The sequence below is a fragment of the Tenacibaculum sp. AWR4_210 genome (genome assembly GCF_056160945.1).
This window is the reverse complement of record NZ_JBSWYF010000009.1, coordinates 72,036-91,615: the sequence shown is the minus strand read 5'-3', so window position 1 is coordinate 91,615 and position 19,580 is coordinate 72,036. Positions and strand designations below refer to the sequence as shown.

The 19,580-nt window shown below is 39.9% G+C and carries 21 protein-coding genes; 10 read left to right on the top strand and 11 right to left on the bottom strand.

Annotated features, from left to right (window positions below):
- The first annotated feature begins 3 nt into the window (after positions 1-3).
- Entirely contained in the window at positions 4-1,374 is a 1,371-nt protein-coding gene (locus ACXAG7_RS16150) for a saccharopine dehydrogenase family protein (protein WP_408042760.1), read from the top strand.
- Positions 1,375-1,401: 27 nt separating this feature from the next.
- On the opposite strand, the gene ACXAG7_RS16145 is transcribed toward ACXAG7_RS16150, so the two are convergent.
- Positions 1,402-2,121 carry a tRNA1(Val) (adenine(37)-N6)-methyltransferase gene (locus tag ACXAG7_RS16145; RefSeq protein ID WP_476667458.1) on the bottom strand — a complete coding sequence of 240 codons (720 nt, stop codon included), beginning with the start codon at positions 2,119-2,121 and terminating at the stop codon, positions 1,402-1,404.
- Entirely contained in the window at positions 2,122-2,253 is a 132-nt protein-coding gene (locus ACXAG7_RS16140; RefSeq protein ID WP_408042762.1) for a hypothetical protein, read from the bottom strand.
- A 283-nt stretch (positions 2,254-2,536) separates the two neighbouring features.
- Between ACXAG7_RS16140 and ACXAG7_RS16135 the strand changes: the two genes are divergently transcribed.
- Genes ACXAG7_RS16135 through ACXAG7_RS16125 form a run of 3 tightly spaced genes read left to right on the top strand, consistent with a single transcriptional unit; the run spans position 2,537 to position 6,528 of the window.
- A complete protein-coding gene (locus ACXAG7_RS16135) occupies positions 2,537-3,052 on the top strand; it encodes an RNA polymerase sigma factor (RefSeq protein ID WP_408042763.1) in 516 nt (171 codons plus the stop codon).
- A 2-nt stretch (positions 3,053-3,054) separates the two neighbouring features.
- Positions 3,055-3,963, top strand: coding sequence for a FecR family protein (locus ACXAG7_RS16130; RefSeq protein ID WP_408042764.1), 909 nt, complete (start codon positions 3,055-3,057; stop codon positions 3,961-3,963).
- A 3-nt stretch (positions 3,964-3,966) separates the two neighbouring features.
- Positions 3,967-6,528 carry a TonB-dependent receptor gene (locus ACXAG7_RS16125; RefSeq protein WP_476667457.1) on the top strand — a complete coding sequence of 854 codons (2,562 nt, stop codon included), beginning with the start codon at positions 3,967-3,969 and terminating at the stop codon, positions 6,526-6,528.
- Here the strand turns inward: ACXAG7_RS16125 and mnmC2 are convergent.
- From mnmC2 to ACXAG7_RS16110, 3 genes are read right to left on the bottom strand one after another with little or no spacing between them, the layout of a single operon-like run.
- Positions 6,525-7,190, bottom strand: a complete 666-nt coding sequence (mnmC2, locus tag ACXAG7_RS16120) for a tRNA (5-methylaminomethyl-2-thiouridine)(34)-methyltransferase MnmC2 (RefSeq protein ID WP_476667456.1) — start codon at positions 7,188-7,190, stop codon at positions 6,525-6,527. The two genes, ACXAG7_RS16125 and mnmC2, sit on opposite strands and share 4 nt — an antisense overlap.
- Position 7,191: 1 nt before the next feature.
- Positions 7,192-7,614: a hypothetical protein gene (locus tag ACXAG7_RS16115; protein ID WP_476667455.1), complete on the bottom strand. Its 423-nt coding sequence runs from the start codon at positions 7,612-7,614 to the stop codon at positions 7,192-7,194.
- Positions 7,614-8,117, bottom strand: coding sequence for a DUF4920 domain-containing protein (locus ACXAG7_RS16110; protein WP_476667454.1), 504 nt, complete (start codon positions 8,115-8,117; stop codon positions 7,614-7,616). Before ACXAG7_RS16110 ends, ACXAG7_RS16115 begins: the two co-directional genes overlap by 1 nt.
- Before the next feature lie 120 nt (positions 8,118-8,237).
- Between ACXAG7_RS16110 and ACXAG7_RS16105 the strand changes: the two genes are divergently transcribed.
- Both ACXAG7_RS16105 and ACXAG7_RS16100 read left to right on the top strand, forming a co-directional pair.
- A complete protein-coding gene (locus tag ACXAG7_RS16105) occupies positions 8,238-9,287 on the top strand; it encodes a branched-chain amino acid aminotransferase (RefSeq protein WP_476667453.1) in 1,050 nt (349 codons plus the stop codon).
- Positions 9,288-9,338: 51 nt separating this feature from the next.
- Complete coding sequence (locus ACXAG7_RS16100; RefSeq protein WP_476667452.1) at positions 9,339-10,166, top strand: TlpA family protein disulfide reductase; 828 nt, start codon at positions 9,339-9,341, stop codon at positions 10,164-10,166.
- A gap of 10 nt (positions 10,167-10,176) precedes the next feature.
- Here the strand turns inward: ACXAG7_RS16100 and ACXAG7_RS16095 are convergent, their stop codons facing one another.
- The 3 genes from ACXAG7_RS16095 to ACXAG7_RS16085 are packed head-to-tail and all read right to left on the bottom strand — an operon-like array spanning position 10,177 to position 11,986.
- Positions 10,177-10,563, bottom strand: coding sequence for a pyrophosphohydrolase domain-containing protein (locus tag ACXAG7_RS16095; protein WP_408042771.1), 387 nt, complete (start codon positions 10,561-10,563; stop codon positions 10,177-10,179).
- A gap of 5 nt (positions 10,564-10,568) precedes the next feature.
- Positions 10,569-11,261 carry an HAD family hydrolase gene (locus tag ACXAG7_RS16090; RefSeq protein ID WP_476667451.1) on the bottom strand — a complete coding sequence of 231 codons (693 nt, stop codon included), beginning with the start codon at positions 11,259-11,261 and terminating at the stop codon, positions 10,569-10,571.
- A complete protein-coding gene (locus tag ACXAG7_RS16085) occupies positions 11,261-11,986 on the bottom strand; it encodes an SDR family NAD(P)-dependent oxidoreductase (protein WP_476667450.1) in 726 nt (241 codons plus the stop codon). The genes ACXAG7_RS16090 and ACXAG7_RS16085 overlap by 1 nt, the downstream gene beginning before the upstream one ends.
- A gap of 39 nt (positions 11,987-12,025) precedes the next feature.
- Between ACXAG7_RS16085 and ACXAG7_RS16080 the strand changes: the two genes are divergently transcribed.
- A complete protein-coding gene (locus ACXAG7_RS16080) occupies positions 12,026-12,217 on the top strand; it encodes a hypothetical protein (protein WP_408042774.1) in 192 nt (63 codons plus the stop codon).
- On the opposite strand, the gene ACXAG7_RS16075 is transcribed toward ACXAG7_RS16080, so the two are convergent.
- The 3 genes from ACXAG7_RS16075 to ACXAG7_RS16065 form a co-directional block, all read right to left on the bottom strand.
- On the bottom strand, positions 12,214-13,134 hold the full coding sequence (locus ACXAG7_RS16075) for an ion channel (protein ID WP_476667449.1): 921 nt from the start codon (positions 13,132-13,134) through the stop codon (positions 12,214-12,216). The genes ACXAG7_RS16080 and ACXAG7_RS16075 overlap by 4 nt on opposite strands.
- 80 nt (positions 13,135-13,214) lie before the next feature.
- Positions 13,215-15,248, bottom strand: a complete 2,034-nt coding sequence (locus ACXAG7_RS16070; protein ID WP_476667448.1) for a dipeptidyl-peptidase 3 family protein — start codon at positions 15,246-15,248, stop codon at positions 13,215-13,217.
- Positions 15,249-15,298: 50 nt separating this feature from the next.
- Positions 15,299-15,862, bottom strand: coding sequence for a DNA-3-methyladenine glycosylase I (locus tag ACXAG7_RS16065; RefSeq protein ID WP_476667447.1), 564 nt, complete (start codon positions 15,860-15,862; stop codon positions 15,299-15,301).
- 104 nt (positions 15,863-15,966) lie between these two features.
- On the opposite strand from ACXAG7_RS16065, the gene ACXAG7_RS16060 reads away from it, so the two are divergent.
- From ACXAG7_RS16060 to ACXAG7_RS16050, 3 genes are all read left to right on the top strand, one after another.
- Entirely contained in the window at positions 15,967-16,377 is a 411-nt protein-coding gene (locus ACXAG7_RS16060) for a DUF6146 family protein (protein ID WP_408042778.1), read from the top strand.
- Positions 16,378-16,425: 48 nt separating this feature from the next.
- Positions 16,426-18,171 carry a signal peptide peptidase SppA gene (gene sppA, locus ACXAG7_RS16055; RefSeq protein WP_476667446.1) on the top strand — a complete coding sequence of 582 codons (1,746 nt, stop codon included), beginning with the start codon at positions 16,426-16,428 and terminating at the stop codon, positions 18,169-18,171.
- 318 nt (positions 18,172-18,489) lie between these two features.
- The gene (locus ACXAG7_RS16050) at positions 18,490-19,554 is read left to right on the top strand and encodes a DUF3179 domain-containing protein (protein WP_408042780.1); all 1,065 of its coding nucleotides are present in this window, start codon (positions 18,490-18,492) and stop codon (positions 19,552-19,554) included.
- Positions 19,555-19,580: the final 26 nt, after the last annotated feature.

The following is a 19,580-nucleotide window of genomic DNA, read 5'->3' as shown; positions in this document are numbered from 1 at the left end:
GCGATGAGAAATATATTGATAATTGGAGCCGGAAGGTCGAGTTCTTCTTTGATAAAGTATTTATTGGAAAAATCTAGAACAGCAGACTTACACATCTGTATTGGAGATGTATCAAAGGAAGCAGCAGCTCAAAAAATTCAAGGGTATGAAAATGCTTCGGCAATTGAATTGGACGTGTTTATTAAGGAAGCAAGAGAGGCGGCGATTCAGCAGGCCGATGTTGTGATTTCAATGTTGCCAGCGCGTTTTCATATTGAGGTGGCCAAAGATTGTGTCCGCTTTGGAAAGCACATGGTAACAGCTTCTTATATTTCTGATGAAATGAAGGCACTGGATGAAGCAGCGAAAGAGAAAGGATTGGTTTTTATGAATGAGATCGGGTTGGATCCGGGAATCGACCATATGAGTGCTATGCAAATCATCGACCGAATTAAAGAGGACGGTGGTAATATGTTATTATTCGAATCGTTTTGTGGAGGTTTAGTTGCACCTGAAAGCGATACCAATTTGTGGAATTACAAGTTTACTTGGAATCCGAGAAATGTGGTATTAGCAGGACAAGGAGGTGCCTCGATGTTCATACAAGAAGGAACTTACAAGTACATTCCCTATCACAAACTTTTCAGAAGAACTGAGTTTTTGACCATCAACGGTAGCGGTAAGTTTGAGGCTTATGCCAATAGAGATTCATTGAAATACCGCAGTATTTACGGATTGGAAGACATCAAAACCATGTACCGTGGAACCGTGCGTAAAGTAGGCTTTTCTAGAGCATGGAATGTATTTGTGCAATTAGGAATGACCGACGATACGTACACGATAGAAAACTCAGAACATTTGAGTTACCGCGATTTCACCAATTTGTTTTTAGCGTATTCGCCAAGTGATTCCGTAGAATTGAAGTTCAGATCGTATTTAAAGATAGACCAAGACGATCTTATGTGGGAAAAATTCTTAGAGCTCGATTTGTTCAATGCCTCGAAAAAAGTAGGCTTAAAGAATGCGACTCCTGCTCAGATTTTGCAGAAAATATTGATGGATTCTTGGACGTTAGAGTCTGACGACAAGGATATGATTGTAATGCACCACATCTTTGGGTATGAAAAAGACGGGACCAAGCATCAAATAGAAAGTAGCATGGTTATCAAAGGAGATGATCAGACCTATACCGCCATGGCAAAAACAGTAGGATTACCTGTGGCTATGGCCGCTTTGGCAATTCTGGACGGGAAAATCAAAACTCCAGGGGTACAACTGCCAATTAGAAAGGAAGTATACGAGCCTATATTAAAAGAGTTAGAAGAGTACGGAATACTCTTTCACGAAAAGGAAGTCCCGTATTTAGGGTATAATCCAGAAAGTGTAAAAGGATAAAAAAAAGCTGAGCATTTGCTCAGCTTTTTACATTTTTAAGTAAAAGTCTTTGGTTAAGGCGATGTAATCTTCTGTGTATTGATGACGTGCCTTTTCGATAACTAAGGTGGTTATTTCAGGACTAGCTTCTTCAAAGCTAAATGCGAGCATACTGCGTTTTATCTCGCTGTTGGCCGTACCTTGCACACGACAAATACGCTGTGGATACAGTCCGAGTGTTGCTGCTGTATCGACAAAGTTTGATTCTTCTTTAAACGGAATAATCGTGTTGAAAACACCCGTATCAGCTAAAATTTTGGCGACACCTGTTAACAGTTGCTCAAAGCTAAGCGAACTCGTGAAACGCGCTTTATTTCTGGCCTCGTCGTCGGTTTTATAGTCGTCTGTATAAAAAGGAGGGTTGGAAACGATCAATTCGTAAGTTTCTTCATCTTCACTCATCTCCACTGCGAAGTCTTCAAAAGGGGCGTGGTAACAAAACAGGCGATCTCCCCAATCTGAACGTTCAAAATTTTCAACAGCCTGTTCGTAGGCATTTTCATCTAATTCGACGGCGTCTATAGTATTGGCATTGCATCGCTGTGCTAACATGAGTGCAATGATACCGGTACCTGCTCCTATATCCAACACCGTATCTGGGTAGTGCGACACAGAACTCCAGGCTCCCAACAATACGCCATCGGTACCTATTTTCATAGCAGTTTGGTCTTGAAGTACACTAAACTGTTTAAATTTAAATTCACTCATCTACAATATTTTGGTGATAATCTTTTCGGCATTAAACCACAAATAAATAACGACAACTAGCAGTACTACTAGGTAAAGACCCTTTTTAGGATTGGCCTTTTTTCGACGTCCATATCTTCTTTTAAACTCCATAATTCTCCTCGTTTGAGATTCGAAAGTAACCATAAGTTTGAAAAAAATAAAAAAAAATAAAAAAAGTGTAGGGTTATTTCTCTTTGACGCGTATTAAGTATGTAGAGTGCATATTTCAAAAGCAGGTGGGAGTCACAATTTCATTGCTAACAGAGCGTCTAATCCCTTGGTTTGACTTAATTAATGCTTTTAATTTTTAGGTGTGCTGTGGTAAATGAAATTGTTGTCCTACCTTAGTAATGATGAACAGTAAACTGTCGAATAAATAGTACTTTCGTAACCTATGGTGAGTAAAAATCAGTCAGTATGTAATCCTTCAGTTTTTGAAGGTATTTATAAAGAACACGTCGGTTCCTTGAGGAACTACCTATACTATAAATGTGGTGATGCGGATTTAGCAGAAGATCTCGTACAGGATTCCTTTATGAAAATTTGGAGGGATTGTGCTAAAATTGTACCCAAAACGGTTAAGGCGTTGCTCTATAAAATGTCGTACAATGCATTGATGAGTGTTTTTTCTCATAAAAAGGTGGTACTTGCTCATGAAAAGTTAGCCAACCCAGCGAGTATTACTCATGAAGACCCCGAGTTTATTATGGAAGAAAAAGAGTTTTTAGTAAAATTACAACGAGCAATAACAGAATTGCCAGATAAAGATAGAGAGGTTTTTCTGATGAACAGAATAGATAAAAAGAAGTATAAAGAAATTGCCGAGATTTTGGAAATTTCAATCAAAACGGTAGAGAAACGCATGAGTAGTGCTTTGAGGGCACTCCGCATGAAAATCGAACATATATAACCATGGATAACCAGGCATTTGAAAGTTTATTAGCAAAGTGGTTGAATGAGACCATCACTCAGGAGGAACGCATTCAATTAGAAAAGCATAAAGATTTCGCGAGTTATGCGAAAATTGCAAAATACACAGCTGAATTTTATGTGCCGGGGAATTCAGAGGATGTTTTGTACGATAAGTTTCTAGCCAAGGCAAGCAAGGAGAAGAAGAATACAGTTAGGTCTATACGACCTCTAGTTTGGTTATCGGGGTTAGCGGCGAGTATCGTTGCACTCATAGGCTTATTTCAGTTGTTTTCTGGGGGGAATGTGCATTTTGAAACGAGTTATGGAGAGCAGCTTGACTTGTGGTTACCCGATAGTTCCAAAGTAGTATTGAATTCAAAATCAACCTTGACGTTTAAGGGAAATTCTTGGGATAAAACACGTCGTGTAAAACTGGTAGGAGAAGGCTTTTTTAAAGTAAAAAAAGGTAGTAGCTTTGCCGTTGAAACACCACAAGGTACAGTGCGCGTGTTAGGAACTGCTTTTACAGTAAATGCCTACGATGAAATGCTGGAAGTGGTTTGTTTTGAAGGAGTGGTGCAGGTAGAACGAAATGGAGAAATACATTTGTTGAAAAAAGGAGCTGCCTTGCGTCAAATAGGGAATGACGCATTTGAGAATTGGCAGATTCAGCAACAAAGTCCTAGTTGGAGACACGGAGAGAAGACGTTTAACAATATTCCTTTGAAGTTTGTTTTGCAGAGCTTGGAGTACAGTTTTAATAAAAAAATGAAAGCGTCGAATCTCGATTTAGAGAAGCGTTTTACTGGAAGTTACCACACTACTGATTTAACTTTAGCATTGACAACCATAGCAGATGCAATGAATTTAAAGTTTAAAATAACTAAGGGGGAAGTGTTGTTTTACTAGTGTATGAAGAAATTATTTTGGACGTGTATTTGTTTGTGTTACGTGGTTGTAGCACAAGGACAAGTGGTTGATATTTCGAAAAAACCATTAAAAGAATTACTACATAAAATAGAGTCGCACCACGGTGTTAAGTTCTCTTTCGCAGAAAAACTTATTGAGAAAAAAGCCTGTCCGGCCTTTGATTGCCACAAACCGGTTAGTGAGTTTGTCGATTTATTGGAGGGAGCTATAGGACTGTACGTCAATAAAATTAATGATCGCTACTATACCATAGTCGACCGATCGAGAAAGCGAATTGAAGTCAATGGAGTTGTCAGAGACCACCTGTTTAACGCTCCTATGGAAGGAACAACAGTGCAATCACAGGAGCAACCCAACCGAGGCGTAGTTACGCATAAAGACGGTCGTTTTAATTTTTCGAGAATAAGCTTGTCAGACACCTTAATGGTGTCTTTTTCCGGTTATAAACCGTTGCGAATTGCAGCAGCAAAGTTTTACAAACAACCGACCGTTTCTATAGTGCTATTTGAGCAATCCAATTTGTTAGAGGAGGTGGTGGTAAAAAACTACTTGAGTACACAAAGCTTAAAAACTAGTGACGGGGCGATAGTGATGCGTCCTAATAGTCAGGGGGTATTACCCGCTTCTTTGGACGGTGATGTGTTGCAGAGCACACAGCAAATTCCAGGAGTTCAAAGTCCGGTAGAGTCGGCTTCGGGAATTCACGTTCGCGGTGGAACACCCGACCAAAACTTAATTTTATTCGACGGCATTAAATTGTATAATACAGCGCACTTTTTTGGTGCAATATCAGCATTTAATCCGGCAGTAATTGACCGAGTTATCGTGTACAAAAATGCATCAAATGTTGCCTATGGTAACCATATAGCAGGAGTTGTAGATATGAGCACTTCAAATGTTGTGCCCGCTGCAATTGGAGGAAGCGTCGGAATGAGTATGACTGCGGCCGATGCAACATTGCGAGTACCCATCGGAAAGAAAGTAGGACTCCAAATGGCATTCCGTCGATCACTAGCCGATTTTGTGGAAACGCCTACCATGAACAACATCGCAACTAAAGTATTTCAAAACACTAGTATCGCTAAGGGTAAAAAATTGGCAGAGGAACCTTATGTAACCTCAGAAGATGATTTTGATTTTATCGATGCAACGGTAAAATTGAATTACCAGCCCAATGAGCGAAATCACTTGAGTTTTCAACAAATTTTTATTCAAAATAACCTTACCTATACCTTGGAGAATAGCAATTTAGCCGATGTGAAAAGCGATGAGCTCAACGTGAAGAACTTAGGTTTGGGGGCTCAGTGGAATTCCGATTGGGGCAATGGATGGTCACATCATTTAAATGCTTATTTATCGAGCTATTTATTAAAGTATGACGGGAATAAGCAGCGTGAAAACTTGGTGTACGATTTCACTAAAAAAGACAATACAGTTGAAGAGGTTAGTGCAGAGCTAATGTTTCGTAAAATATGGAATGATCACAATAGCTTTCGTTTTGGTTACCAGTATAGTTATGATGATATCTATTTTAGCTTGCGCAAGAAGAACTCCGTGGTTTTTGCACAGAACAATACAGAAAGTCGACAGTATGCTGCAGTGCACAGTGCCATCGGGGAGTATCGCTGGAAGTTTGGGAAGAAGACTTCTGTTCATGCTGGACTCCGAACGAGTTATATTCCGAGATTTGACAAATGGCTGATAGAACCGCGTTTGTATACTCAGGTGGCTTTGCATAAGAATTTCTGGTTACACGCTTCGGCTGAATTAAAACAACAGTACACGAGTAAAATTGTGGAGTTTTTTACCGCCGATTTTGGATTGGAAAATAAGTTGTGGGCATTGTCAGATATGAATCAAATACCCATCTTACAAAGTAGGCAATATACCCTAGGGGCTACTTTGAATTATCAAGGCTGGTACCTAGATGTCGGTACGTACTACAAGACAATTAGTGGGTTGACTTCATTAACCTCTGGCTTTAACAATTATAGTAGAGGAATATTTAACGGTTCGGCAGTGAGCAAAGGACTTGATGTGATGCTTAAAAAACAATGGAGTAAAAAGTTGAGTACACGGGCTACCTACGCTTTTGGGAATACTGCCTTAACTTTTGATGGTTTTAATAATAACGAGGTGTTTAACGGGAGTTTCAATATCTCAAATGCGTTGTACATCGCACAGCATTTCACGAGTGACCATTGGGATGTTGCTTTAGGGTGGAACTTTAGATCAGGGCTTCCTTTTAGTTCTCTGATAGAGTTAAATCCGAATAACGGAGTTGTACTAAACCAATACAACAATGCAAACCTACCTGATTATCACCGCTTGGATATATCGGCAACGTATAAGTTTCACCTATCAAAAAAGCACAAGATCTCATCGAAGGTAGGTCTGTCTTTTTTAAATGTCTATAACAGAAAAAATATTTTAAAACGCACTTTTGATGTCGCCTATGATAATTCTTATCAGGCTACTTTACAAACGCTTGATACCTATTCATTGTCGTTCACGCCGAATGTTATTTGGCGCATTGAGTTTTAAATAGGTTTTCGAGCTCGTAGCATTTCTCTTTTCCCCGGAGGACCAGGTAGGCGTTCTACTTCAAAGCCGACAGCGAGCATGGCTCTTCTAACACTACCTTTTGCGGCATAGGTAACCAATATACCTCCTGAGCGAAGGGCTTTAAACATGGCAGCAAAAATTTCTTCTGTCCATAATTCCGGTTGTACTCGCGCGCCAAAAGCATCGAAATAAACGAGGTCGTAAGCCTCTGAATCGTCGATGTCACTAAAAAACTTTTCTTGTTTGGTCAGTAAAAATTGCGGTGTTATCTCCTGTTGACTTTCCCAAGGACTGCTGTGGATATTGCTAAATACAGCACGGTAATTTTCGGCTTTTAATTCGGATAGATAGTTGAGTTTTTCAATTTCTTCTGTCGCTACTGGATAGGCTTCAACACCGGTGTATTTTATGTGTAACGAGCTATCGAGACTACTCAAATAGGTGATAAAACAGTTGAGTCCTGTACCAAATCCGATTTCGAGTATGGCTATTTCTGAAGAAGATAGTTCCTGTAATCCCTGTTTGATAAATACGTGATAGGCTTCTTGGATGGCACCGTGTTTGGAGTGGTACTGTTCGTTCCATTCCGGAAGGTGTATCGTGGTCGAACCGTCGTCGGTAATGATGATTTCTCGCTTCAAATTACTGTTTTATTAGGAGTTTTTTAATTCTCGGAATTGGACCTCTACACGTGGTTTGATGACAGGCTATACAACTTTGAATCGCTTTGTTGAATTGCGCTTTTCGATCGGTAGGTAGGGTGTCAAATACACGACGCATTTCTCGAATGTAGTTGGCGGCAAAGGCATTAAATGCTGCGGTTCTATCTGTAGGATCTGTAAGTGTTGCAGTGTGAATGCTCAAGTAGCGCTCCGGAAAAATGGTCAAAGGCTTATTGTCTTCTATCTTTTCCTTAATTCCGGCATTCATATGGTACATAGTATTCATCAGAGCAGCCATTTCTGACTGCTCGTACATGATGAATTCCTTTTCTTTTTGAGGGCTAGAAGCACGTTTGCACTGGATACAGCAAAGTGCTGTCACGATGACAAATAGGTACCTCATTACTTTTTTAGTCGTACGCCATCGGCTAAGAAGGCGTAGGTGTATTTAGGTTCTGTGATCGCTGCAATTTCTTCTTCCGACTTTCCAGCATCTTTGGCGTAGTGTTGTAATTCAGCAACTGGGGTTACTGTTACAAAGGCCTTCCCGTGTACTATAACTTCGCTCTTTGCTGAATTTAAAGGCATGAAAAATCCGTAATCCTTAAAGTTAACCATCGATTCTTTTTCTTCACCAAGGTCGAGTTTCATCCAACATCCTTTCTTTTGACAAACGTCATTAATAGTTGAAGTAAAGCTCACGGCAATCGTGTCTCCACTTTGTAGGTTTTCAAATTTAGCACGCATGTTCTCTTTGGTTAACGGAGCGTTTGCAGTGAATTCCTCACCAAAACTAACATAGGCAGTTTCTGCCGGTTTTGGAGTGGTCGTCGCTTCCTTTTTTTCGCTATTACAAGAAGCTAAAAAACTAGCCATTAGGATGCTAGCTAGGAATAGTTTTTTCATAATCAGTTGTTTAAGTAGTATGAATTAACAAAGATAGAGATATTTGTTTGATTCTTAAAGGAAGTCGCATTTGTAAACTAGGTTTTTGTAACTTTGTGAAAAGTAAAAACAACACACCATATGGATATTAATATCACCCCAGTAAAAACCTCTAAAATTAAAGATATCGATTTTAGTAATTTGGCATTCGGACATGTATTTACAGACCACATGTTGGTATGTAACTACAAGAATGGAGCTTGGGAAGCGCCTGAAATTATGCCATATGGACCGCTTTCTTTTGAACCTTCGGCACGAGTATTTCATTACGGACAAGCAGTGTTTGAAGGGATGAAAGCCTATAAAGATGAAGCAGGTGATTTGTTTTTATTCCGTCCAGACGAGAGTGTAAAGCGATTGAATAAATCGAGCGAGCGTTTGGCGATTCCGGCTTTACCAGAGGAGATTTTCCACAAAGGTTTGGCTGAGTTGTTACACTTAGAAAACGAATGGATAAAGCCAGGGAAAGGAAATTCGCTGTACATCCGTCCGTTCGTAATTGCTACAGAAGGGGCTATTGCAGCATCTCCAGCTCAGGAGTACAAATTTATTATTATCTGTTCTCCCGCCCAGGCGTATTACGCAGGGGAAGTACGCGTGTTAATCGCAGAGAAATTTAGTAGATCTGCCGATGGAGGTGTGGGGTATGCTAAAGCTGCAGGGAATTACGCCGCGCAGTTTTATCCGACATCCTTAGCCCATAAAGAAGGGTATCAGCAAATTATTTGGACCGATGCGAATACTCATGAATACCTTGAAGAAGCCGGTACTATGAACATATTTTTCCGCATAGGAGATACGCTTATTACAGCACCTACCAATGATAGAATTCTGGACGGTATTACCCGAAAGTCTATTGTACAGTTAGCGCAGGATGAAGGAGTCAATATGGAAGTTCGAGATATCAGTGTAAAGGAACTTAAAGAGGCAGCAAGGTCAGGAGCTCTTAAGGAAATTTTTGGATCGGGAACAGCTGCTGTTGTTAACCCTATTAAAGGATTTAAGCACGGTGATGAAGTGTTTGAATTGTCTGAAGTTACCGACAGTTTTGCAGCGCGTTTTAAAGATAAATTACTCAATATTCAATACAATATCGAAGCAGATCCTTACGGATGGCGTGTGAAAATTTAGCTTTTGAAATTAATTCATTAAATTTATAAGTAATTGTAAAGTTACTAGGAAATGAAAAATGTTGTATTTGCCGTGCTTGCCATCTTGGTAGGTTTCGGGATAAGTATTTGGGTCATTGCTCCTTATTTAAGCGATGCCCCGACTAAAGAAAACGTAGCAGCTTCTGAAGAGAAGAGTGATGATAAAGAGGGGTTGGTGAAGGATATTACTGCTTGGAGAGAGTACAGCAAAACCCATGTAGATTTGATGAGCAGTTTTCGCCCGTTAGACGATGCAGGGGCTGAGATTTCGAAAAGCATGTTTTTGAATTTATTGAAGTCCGGAATTTATATGCCCGTGCACTTAACAACGGAAAAGGAACTAACCTTTCAGTTACAAAGACTTCCAAAGACAACCGCTCCTAAGGTAGTAAAGAAGATTAAAAGTGATGCTATCATTGCTAATCATTACCTTTCGATGGAAGGCAGAAAACTTCCCGAGTATACTTTTGTGGATTTACAAGGTAAAGGATTTAATAAAGAAGATACGCAAGGGAAACTACTGGTATTAAAATGCTGGTTTATTACTTGTAAAGTTTGTGTGGAGGAATTCCCGGAACTCAACGAATTGGTAGACGCGTACCGCGGTCAAGATGTGGCATTTGTGAGTTTGGCTTTTGATGAAAAAGAAAAACTTCAGACTTTTTTGGCACGAAAAGAGTTTAAATACGCAACCATTCCGCTTCAAAAGAAATACATGTCCAAAAAACTGAAAGTAAAGCAGTATCCTACGCATCTCATTGTGGCCGAGGATGGAACCATATTAAAAATGGTTAACAACGTAAAAACCTTGCGAAAAGAGTTGGAGAGGATACTACCTTTACATAGCGCTGCCAATTGAGGCACTGCCTTTATTCCGATAAAATCTTATCGATATTTGGCTTAAAATAGTTAGGCCCTTTTAAAACCTTACCGTCTTCGCGGTAGATAGGCTTTCCATCTTCGCCGAGCTTGCTCATATTACTGCGTTGGATTTCGTTAAAAACGGCTTCAATTTTGTCGTGCATTCCATGCTCGATGATAGTTCCGCAGAGGATGTACAACATGTCTCCCAAGGCATCGGCAATTTCGGTGAGATCCTCGTTTTTTGCCGCTTCTAAATACTCCTCATTTTCTTCTTTCATAAGTTCGTAACGCAATTGGAGACGATCGGTTCCAATTGCAGCGGTGGGAGTAGGTTTAATTCCGAGTCCAAAGGCTTCGTGAAAGGCCTTTACGGCTTTTAGTTTGTTTTCCATTTATATCAATGAGTTGTTTCGATTTCTAAAAGTTGTTCTAACTGCTCTAAATTAAAATCTTTCCAATCTGGAAGTATAATTTGCGCACCATGAGCGGTGAGATCGGCTTGATTTTTTAGGTTGACGCCTACGAAATGGATGTTTAAGTTACGCGCAGTTTTTAAATCCCATAGCCCATCTCCAAATGAGATGATTTCATCAAATTGAGCGATCTGGTAGTAATCTTTTGCTTTTTCAATGGCGTTGCGAACGATTTCTTCCCGTGTAAAATGTGCGTTGGAATGCGCCAAAACTTCTACAGGATAGCTGATATTACTCTGTGTAAGTTTGAGGTGTGCAAGGGCACCTACCGATCCTGTTGCAAAGCAAACGGCATAGGAGCTGTTTTGTTGGATAGCGTTGATAAGGGCAGCGGCACCTTTGATTTCAGTAGTGTCAGGATAACTTAAAAAGTGCTCAGTCATCACCTCTTCAAATTCAGACATGAATTCCATTTGAAAGGGTTTTTGATGAGTTTTTTCATAATTAGCACTGAAGACATAGCTATCCGTAGCATTGGCATACGTGCGCCAATCGGTATTGATGTCGGTGATCCCAAAATGATTCATACCACAGATAAGCGAATTCGTATGTTTTACTTCACTATTGGTTAGGGTGTCGTCAATATCAAACACCATTAGTTTGTTTTTTACAGGCATTAGGTAGCGAGTTTAAGTAGTTTAGCGGGGACAATTTTTAAGACCCAAGCTATGAGAATCCATCTTTTCGAGATATAGGCAACCCGTCTCTTTTTGTTGATGGCCGTATAAATTTGTCGGCTGGCTTTGTCCAGTGGTGTCAGCCAAAAGATACCATCACCCAGCGCCATGGCGGTGTCAACAAAGCCGGGACGTATATCTGTAATTGTTATGTTTTTAGAGGTTTTTGTTTTGAGGTACAAGCTTTCTAGATAGGCTTTTTGGTAAGCTTTGGAAGCGAAGTAGCCCGGAGCAAATCGATTTCCTCGTATAGAGGCGATGGACGAGATTCCGACTAACTGGCCCATCCCTTGTTTGCGAAAGAGGTTATAGGCCAATCCGTACAATTTGGTCACACCGAGCACGTTGGTGTCAATGGTGTTCTTTTCCTTATCCCAGTCAAGTTTTGAGTTCGTATAACCAACACCGGACGATTGTATGATTAAGTCAATGGTTCCTAATTCACTTGCCAATTTGTTAAAGCTGTCTTCTAAGGAAGCTATTTCTCGGATATCGTTTTGGGCAATAATTGTTTGGTCCGGATAGGCTTGCTGAAGTTCTAGTAAGCATTCTTTTCTACGACCTGTGATGGCTACCCTGTATCCGTCGGCGAGTAGTAGTTCTGCAAGTTTTTTTCCAATTCCGGAAGTAGCACCGAAAACTATTGCCGTTTTAGTTTGTTTCATACTAAAATCATTCTTTAACTTTGCTAAAAATACAATTTTATGTTTACTCCGGGTCGAATTATTTTTGCCAGTTTATTTGTCGTAGTTTTTGTAGCAGCCATGATAATCAGTTATAAGAAAGATGCTAAAAGCAATAAAAAGCACTATCAAAATGGAGCTGTATACGTGGCAATCGCAATTGTGGTAACTATTTTGTTTTTATTCCTATTCAAATACATCAATAAACACTAAGCCATAGGTTCTATATCACTTAGGGTATCGTGATCTAACAAGGTATACCCCTCTGGTGAAAAACTCGACGATGGGCGGTATTTGACATCCGTTACCAAATCGTCAAAACTATAGGAACTTGCTTGGTATACCGTTTGTCCAAACGATTCTTCGTGGTATTTCAGGAGGATATAGATTTCTGCATCTAAAGATTGTAGTGCCGCTGTGTTGTAAGTATACAGTGGACTTGTGGAGTCTATTTCGTGTACAATGGTCCAAACGGTTGGTAAGTACATGATTTTGTCGCGTTCGAGTTGTAGGCGATAATAGGTGCGTTGATACTGATCGTTCTCATCTTTGATATTTAGCGAAAGGGTTACCGAGATTTCTGGTTCTATCATTACAGTTTTACGACTATTCATAAGCCGAAACATCAGCGCTTTTCCTTCTTTAAAATCGCGTACGATAAGATTGTCGCTAAATCGAATTGCCGCTTTCGCTTTGGAGAAACGACCGTACAATAATCCTGTAATAAACGAAAAACACAGCAAGCCTATCATAGCCTCAAAGGCAGCGATGATGTTAGCTGTTATCCCTTGCGGTGCAATGCCTCCGTATCCTACAGTAGTAAGCGTCTGTGCACTAAAAAAGAATCCGTTCAGGAAGTCGTCGAGTAGGTTCCCTCGTGAAGGAGTGATTTCTTCTATACCTATCGAGGTGTATATGGCTCCAAAAAATAAATTGAGGATGACGTAGCCTAGTAATACGAAAAAGAAAAATTTATACCATGAAAGTTCGATAAAAAAGGTATACAAGTCATCGACATTGAATTTCTTGTTTAAATGGATGACATTAGAGCTACCGTCTTTGTTCATGACCCCTCTGATGTTTTTTTGTGATTTGTGACCAAAACCTGGGTCTTTTGCCTTTTTTATCATGATTCGCCTATTTGTTGGGATAAAAATAAAAAAAAACCGACTCTTTTAAGAATCGGTTTTTGTGGTCTATTTATAGTGGCTTACTTCGTTAAAAAACTGTAGTTTTTAGCGTAGTTATTCATTTGTTCTTCAAAACTTCCTGGGTAGCTCACTTGGATGTCAACCAATTCTCCAGCCTCGTTTCGTTGAGGAGTAAGTACTGGGTTTACAAATCCTCCATAAGCTGGCGATTTAAATTTACTGCTTCTATCCAATACTTCCTTGTGAAGTTTTTGGTCAACCTTTACACCATAGCCTTCAACGAGTGCCTTAGCAGCTTCAAAATCACCTTCTGATTTGATGCGCTGTGTTTCTTTGAGTAGGCGACCGAAAATTTCGCGTAATTTGGTATAGTCATTTACAACAAAATAAGTTTTCCCTTCTTTGGTTACTTTTTCAATAACCTTGTCGGCTTTACCTTGTTCATAGGCCCAAGCAGATACCCACTGACGGTTTACCATGTGGTCTTCTTCGATGTCGTCTCCTAAGTTAATTCGGATAAGTTGGGTTACCAATCCGTTTCGGATGTATCCGTCGTACGCCGCTTTACCAACTTTTTCCCAATTATCCACTAATCCTAATTCTTGGAGTTTTGGGTCTAGTAAAAAGTACAAACCAACTAAATCTGCTCTTCCTTCTTCCATAGTAGAGGCGTAGTTCTTTAGTGTTTCTTTTGGCTGTCCTACTCCAGGGTTAATTTTTCCTGAGGCGTGTCCGATTACCTCGTGTAATGCGGTGTGTAACTTATCGGCGAGTTTACCATAGGCAAGTTCGAGGTCAATTTCTTCTTGGTCATGGGCAAATTCTTGGAGTTTTCCACTTCCTCCTGCATTGTTGTACGAATGAATGATGTTTCCTAAAGAAACCGATTTTGACCCGTGAACTTGACGAATCCAGTTGTTGTTCGGTAAATTAACCCCAATCGGTGTGCTTGGTGAAGCGTCTCCGGCTTCTCCAGCAACATTGACGGTTTTATAACTCACTCCAACTACATTTTCTTTTTTATGTGCTGGGTCTAACGGTGAATTGTCTTCAAACCACTGAGCATTGTCTGACAATACCTTCATCTTTTTCGACATGTCAAAGTCTTTTATCTGAACGATGGTTTCGTAAGAACCGCGATAGCCTTTAGGATCGTTGTATACTTCGATAAATCCGTTAATCCAGTCAATATTTCCTTCTGTAGAGGCTACCCAAGCAATGGCGTATTGATCCCAAACATCGAGGCTTCCTGTTTTGTAGTATTCAATAAGTAATTCGAGTGCTTTTGCTTGTTTGTCATTTTCGGCAACACCGTGGGCTTTTTCAAGCCAAAAAATAATCTTGTCGATAGCACTACCGTACAATCCACCTGATTTCCATACTTTTTCTACGAGCTTGCCATTTTCTCGCACGAGTGTCGAGTTTAAACCAGCTTCTATAGGCTGTTTTGAGTCCTTTCCTTTGTAGGCTGTGGCGTAGAATTCATCGACGTCTTTGTTGGTGATGTCAGGACCGTAGAAGTTAATAGCAGAGGCCAATACATTGTCAACTCCTGCCTTCTTATTTACTTTCTTGGTGTCTTTGTCATTAAAGATAACCTCGAATGCTTCTTCGTTAAGCGTCGTGTTTGTTTCCGTTAACAATTGACGTAAGTACTCTCTAGAAAACTCAGGAGTTAACTTGTCATTTGAATAATGGTGGTGAATACCGTTAGAGAACCACACGCGTTTTAGGTAGGTGGTAAACGCTTTAAAGTCTTCTGAATTACGGTCTCCTTTAAAATCGTTATTGATTTTTTCTAAGGCTTGACGGATGGCCAAATTGTGACGGTAATTTTGATCCCACATAATATCGCGCCCAGCAAGTCCTGCCTGTGTGAGGTAATATACAAGTTGCTTTTCTTTCAGTGTCAAAGCATCAAAACCAGGTATCTGATAGCGCAATACTTGAACGTCAGCAAACTTTTCTACAAAATATTCAAATTTTTTAGCCGGTTTCTCCGGTGCTTGTTTGGCTGTTTTTTGGGTGTCTACATTACATGAAGACAATACTCCAACCGCTGCAGCAGCGCATAGTAGCCTCGTTAATTTCATAGTTAGATTTGTTTAAATTGGGTTTATCTAATTCCGTAAAATTACAAAAATTATACTTCGTGGTAGCGAAAACAATCAGTTGTGTGGTCATTGACCATACCGGTAGCCTGCATATGCGCATAGACCACCGTTGATCCGACAAATTTAAAGCCTCTTTTTTTGAGGTCTTTAGAGAGTGCGTCGGAGATTTCGGTGGTGGCCGGAACATCTTTAGTAGTTGCAAAGGAGTTTTTAATCGGACTTCCTTGAACAAAATCCCACATGTATTTTGAAAAAGACCCGAATTCGCGTTGGATGTCCATGAATGCTTTGGCATTGCTAACAGTGGCTTTTATTTTGAGTTTGTTACGTATGATACCAGGGTTTTCAATGAGTTCTTGAAACTTGTCGTCGTCGTACTTTGCTATTTTTTGATAGTCAAAGTTATCGAAAGCGGCTCTGAAGTTTTCTCTTTTTTTAAGTACGGTAATCCAGCTGAGGCCGGCTTGAAAAGTTTCGAGTATCAAGAATTCGAAGAGTTTGTCATCGTCGTATACTGGAACTCCCCATTCTGTGTCGTGATAAGTAATATACAATGGGTCATCACTGACCCATGCACAGCGATTTTTGGTCATGGTTTTCTTGGCTTTTAGAGTTTAAAAATACTGTTAAATGCCTGAAAAAACATGGGGAACTCGATTATTTTTCGGAAATTAGGCTAAAGGTTAAAGTTGAGTGTATGAGTTATTTAGTTAGAAGTGTTTTGGGGGTGTGTTTGGGAGTTGGACTACTATGGGCCTGTGAAACTCCACGCAAAGCCATGACGAGTGCTAAAGAAGAACAACCCGTGGTGATTGCCAATGACAGTTTGGAATACGAAATTATTATCATAGATGTCGGATTTACAGGGTATTTGAATAGTATTGCAAAACCAGAAGGGTATCATTCACAAACCTATTTAGAAATAAAAAACAGGCAGTATGTTGCCGTGTGGAATGCACGAGTGGATAATGCTAGTATCTACGACCCCAATATTTATGAAAACAGGATTGATTACGATCCCCATGTCGATTACGGTTATGACGTGAATTACAAACTCTTTAATTATTTCGAATTTGCACAGTTGAAGTATCGCATGAGTTTGCGTTAAGTAACTGGCAAAAAAATTATATTTGCAGCTCTAAAATAATCGGTCGATATGAAGTTTTTAAGAAATTTAGTAGCCTCAATACTGGGGTTTTTTATAGCGCTTTTTTTATTGTTTATGTTTTTTGTATTCATCGGGGCACTGGTAGGCTCGGACGATGAAGTTCGCGTAAAACCCAAAACCGTACTTAGCTTGGATTTGAGTATGCCTGTAAAAGATTACGCTCCAAAAGATAACAGCCCGTTGGCAACTGTGTTAGAGTTAACCGAATCCAATGTTGGTTTAAACGCGTTGTTAAATGCTATAGAGAATGCAAAAACGGATGCCAATATTGAAGGAATCAGCATTCAGAGTACTTTTGTGAATGCCGGATTTGCGCAAACGCAGGCCATTAGAAAGAAATTAAAGGAATTTAAAGAGAGTGGAAAGTTTGTAGTTGCGTATAATGATTTCTACAGTCAAAAAAGTTATTATTTGAGTTCTGTAGCCGATAGTGTGTTTTTGAATCCAGTAGGAGCCATCGATTTTAAAGGACTTTCAACGGAAATTTTGTATTACAAAGATTTTGAAGATGCCTATGGCGTTCAAATGGAAGTAATCCGTCACGGAAAGTACAAAAGTGCCGTGGAACCATTTTTGAGTAATGAAATGAGTGAGGCTAATAGAGAACAAACGACCTCATTTTTGAAGTCTATTTGGGGAGAAGTCGTATCGGATATTTCGACGAGTAGAAAAATTAGTGAGTCAAAATTGAATACCATTGCAAACGATGCTTTAGGGAGAAATGCGACCCTAGCTAATGAACACCAATTGATTGATGGAATCATCTACGAAGATGAGTATAAAAAACGATTAAAATCAAGGGTGGATGGTGACTATGAGTCGTTGAGTATTATTGATTATATGAGCACTGGAAAAGGACGTATTGCTACTTTTAGCCCTGATAAGGTTGCTGTGATTTTTGCACAGGGGTCTATAATTTACGGTGAAGGGAACGAACAAATGATCGGACAAGGGCTCATCAATAAGGCATTGAAAAAAGCCAGAGAAAATAAGAAGGTTAAGGCAGTGGTACTGCGTGTAAACTCTCCAGGAGGAAGTGCTCTCGCATCGGAATTGATTTGGAGAGAAATCGAGTTGACCAAAAAGGAAAAGCCCGTAGTAGTATCTATGGGGAACTACGCCGCTTCTGGTGGCTATTACATTGCGTGTAATGCATCAAAAATCATTGCAGAGCCCACTACGATAACCGGATCTATCGGTGTGTTTGGGATGCTGCCAAACATGCACAAACTCGCTGGTAAGTTAGGAATTAATGCCGAGCAGGTGAGTACCAATACTAGTCCTAGTTACAGCGTTTTTGAACCTATGGATGAAAAGTTTTACAAAGTAACACAGGAAGGAGTTGAACAAATTTATGAGACTTTTGTAACTCGAGTAGCCAATGGTAGAAACATGACCTATAAAGAAGTCGACGCAATTGCACAAGGTCGTGTATGGTCGGGTAAAGAAGCAGTAGCAGTAGGTTTAGTTGATCGTTTAGGAGGTTTAGGTGATGCGATACAAACAGCCGCGGAGTTGGCAAATATTGACACGTATAGCATTCGCAACTATCCGTCGTACGACAGAGACCTGAAATCGAAATTGAAGCTTTCTCCTTTTGCTAAAGCTTCCCAAGAAGAGGCAGTCAAGGAGTTGATAGGTGAGGAGGGGATGGTATTGTACCAGACGTTGAAAGAAATGAAAGCACTCAAAGGAATTCAAGCGCGAATGCCTTTTGTAATCGATATAAAATAATAGAGCTACGACCTAAATAGCATTAAACACCTTCCAATTTTGGAAGGTGTTTTGGGTTTAAGTGTTAAAATTTGTAAGGAAGTGTTGTTGAATCGACTAACATTCAGTTGGTTATTGTTGTTTGCCGTTTTTGTGTTCTCTGAATAGGTGCAAAAGCAACGGGTAACTACTTAGTTGAACCAGAACTGCAAAGCTAGATTGAACAGGCTGTGTTTTATTTTGCAGTAGGGAACTACACAGTGTAGACTGTGGTATTCAATTTCTTGAGATTGTCAATTAGGGGCTTTTGATCAATCTGCTTAATTCAAAACACGACAAATGAAAATACTATGCAGAATGCTGGTTGTTGCTGCCTTGATTACTTCGTGCGCAGCTGAGCCTATTGTTAATTCAGGAAACTCCGTTCAAGGAGCGGGAGCGGGAGTTATCTGGTCTATTCCCAAAGATAAAATAGTCGATGGAGGTGTAGGCGAAGATGGGATTCCTTCACTAGATGATCCGAAGTATTATAATTTTAACGATGTTACGTACATAGGAAATAATGAACTCGTAATAGGAGTGGTGATTGATGGTCAGGCACGTGCTTATCCGCATAAAATATTAGACTGGCATGAAATCGTCAATGACGATTTTGGCAAGTCGCAAAAAACAGTTTCCTATTGTCCATTAACAGGAACTGCTATGGGCTGGGAACGCGAAATTTCTGGACATGTATTAGATTTTGGTGTTTCTGGTTTGTTGTACAATGCAAATCTGATACTGTACGATAGACAAACGAAAAGTCGATGGAGTCAATTGTCGCGGAAGTGTGTTAATGGCGAATTGCTAGATACAGAAGCGGTCAGTTTTCCTGTGCTAGAAACCACTTGGGGGATGTGGAAACGAATGTACCCCAATACCATTGTACTATCCGATATACAAGGTTACAATTTTGATTATTCATTTTATCCCTACGGTTCTTATCGTTGGAATAATAATTACTTTATTTTTCCCGTAGATAATTTGGACACACGTCTTGGTGCAAAAGAACGCGTGCTCGTGCTTTATTACAAACAAATAGCTAGGGTGTACCGTTTTGAAAGTTTTGGAGGTGGAAAAGTAGTGAAACAACAGTTTTTTGAGAAGCATCACTTAATTGCGGGAACACCTGAGGTTATGGTAGCCTATGAGTTGGCGGAAGATCAACTGCATTTGGAATTTGAATTGATGCACTTTGGCCGCGCATTTTTAAAGGACAATGAAGGCAATACTTGGTCGTTGGGAGGAGTTGCATTGAGCGGACCAAGAAAAGGCCAAAAACTAGTTTTGGCCTCATCCTATATGTCCTATTGGTTTGCGGTGCCTCCGTTTTTTAATTGGACCACCATTATTGACGTATTATAAATTTGACTTTATTACACGGAGTTAAA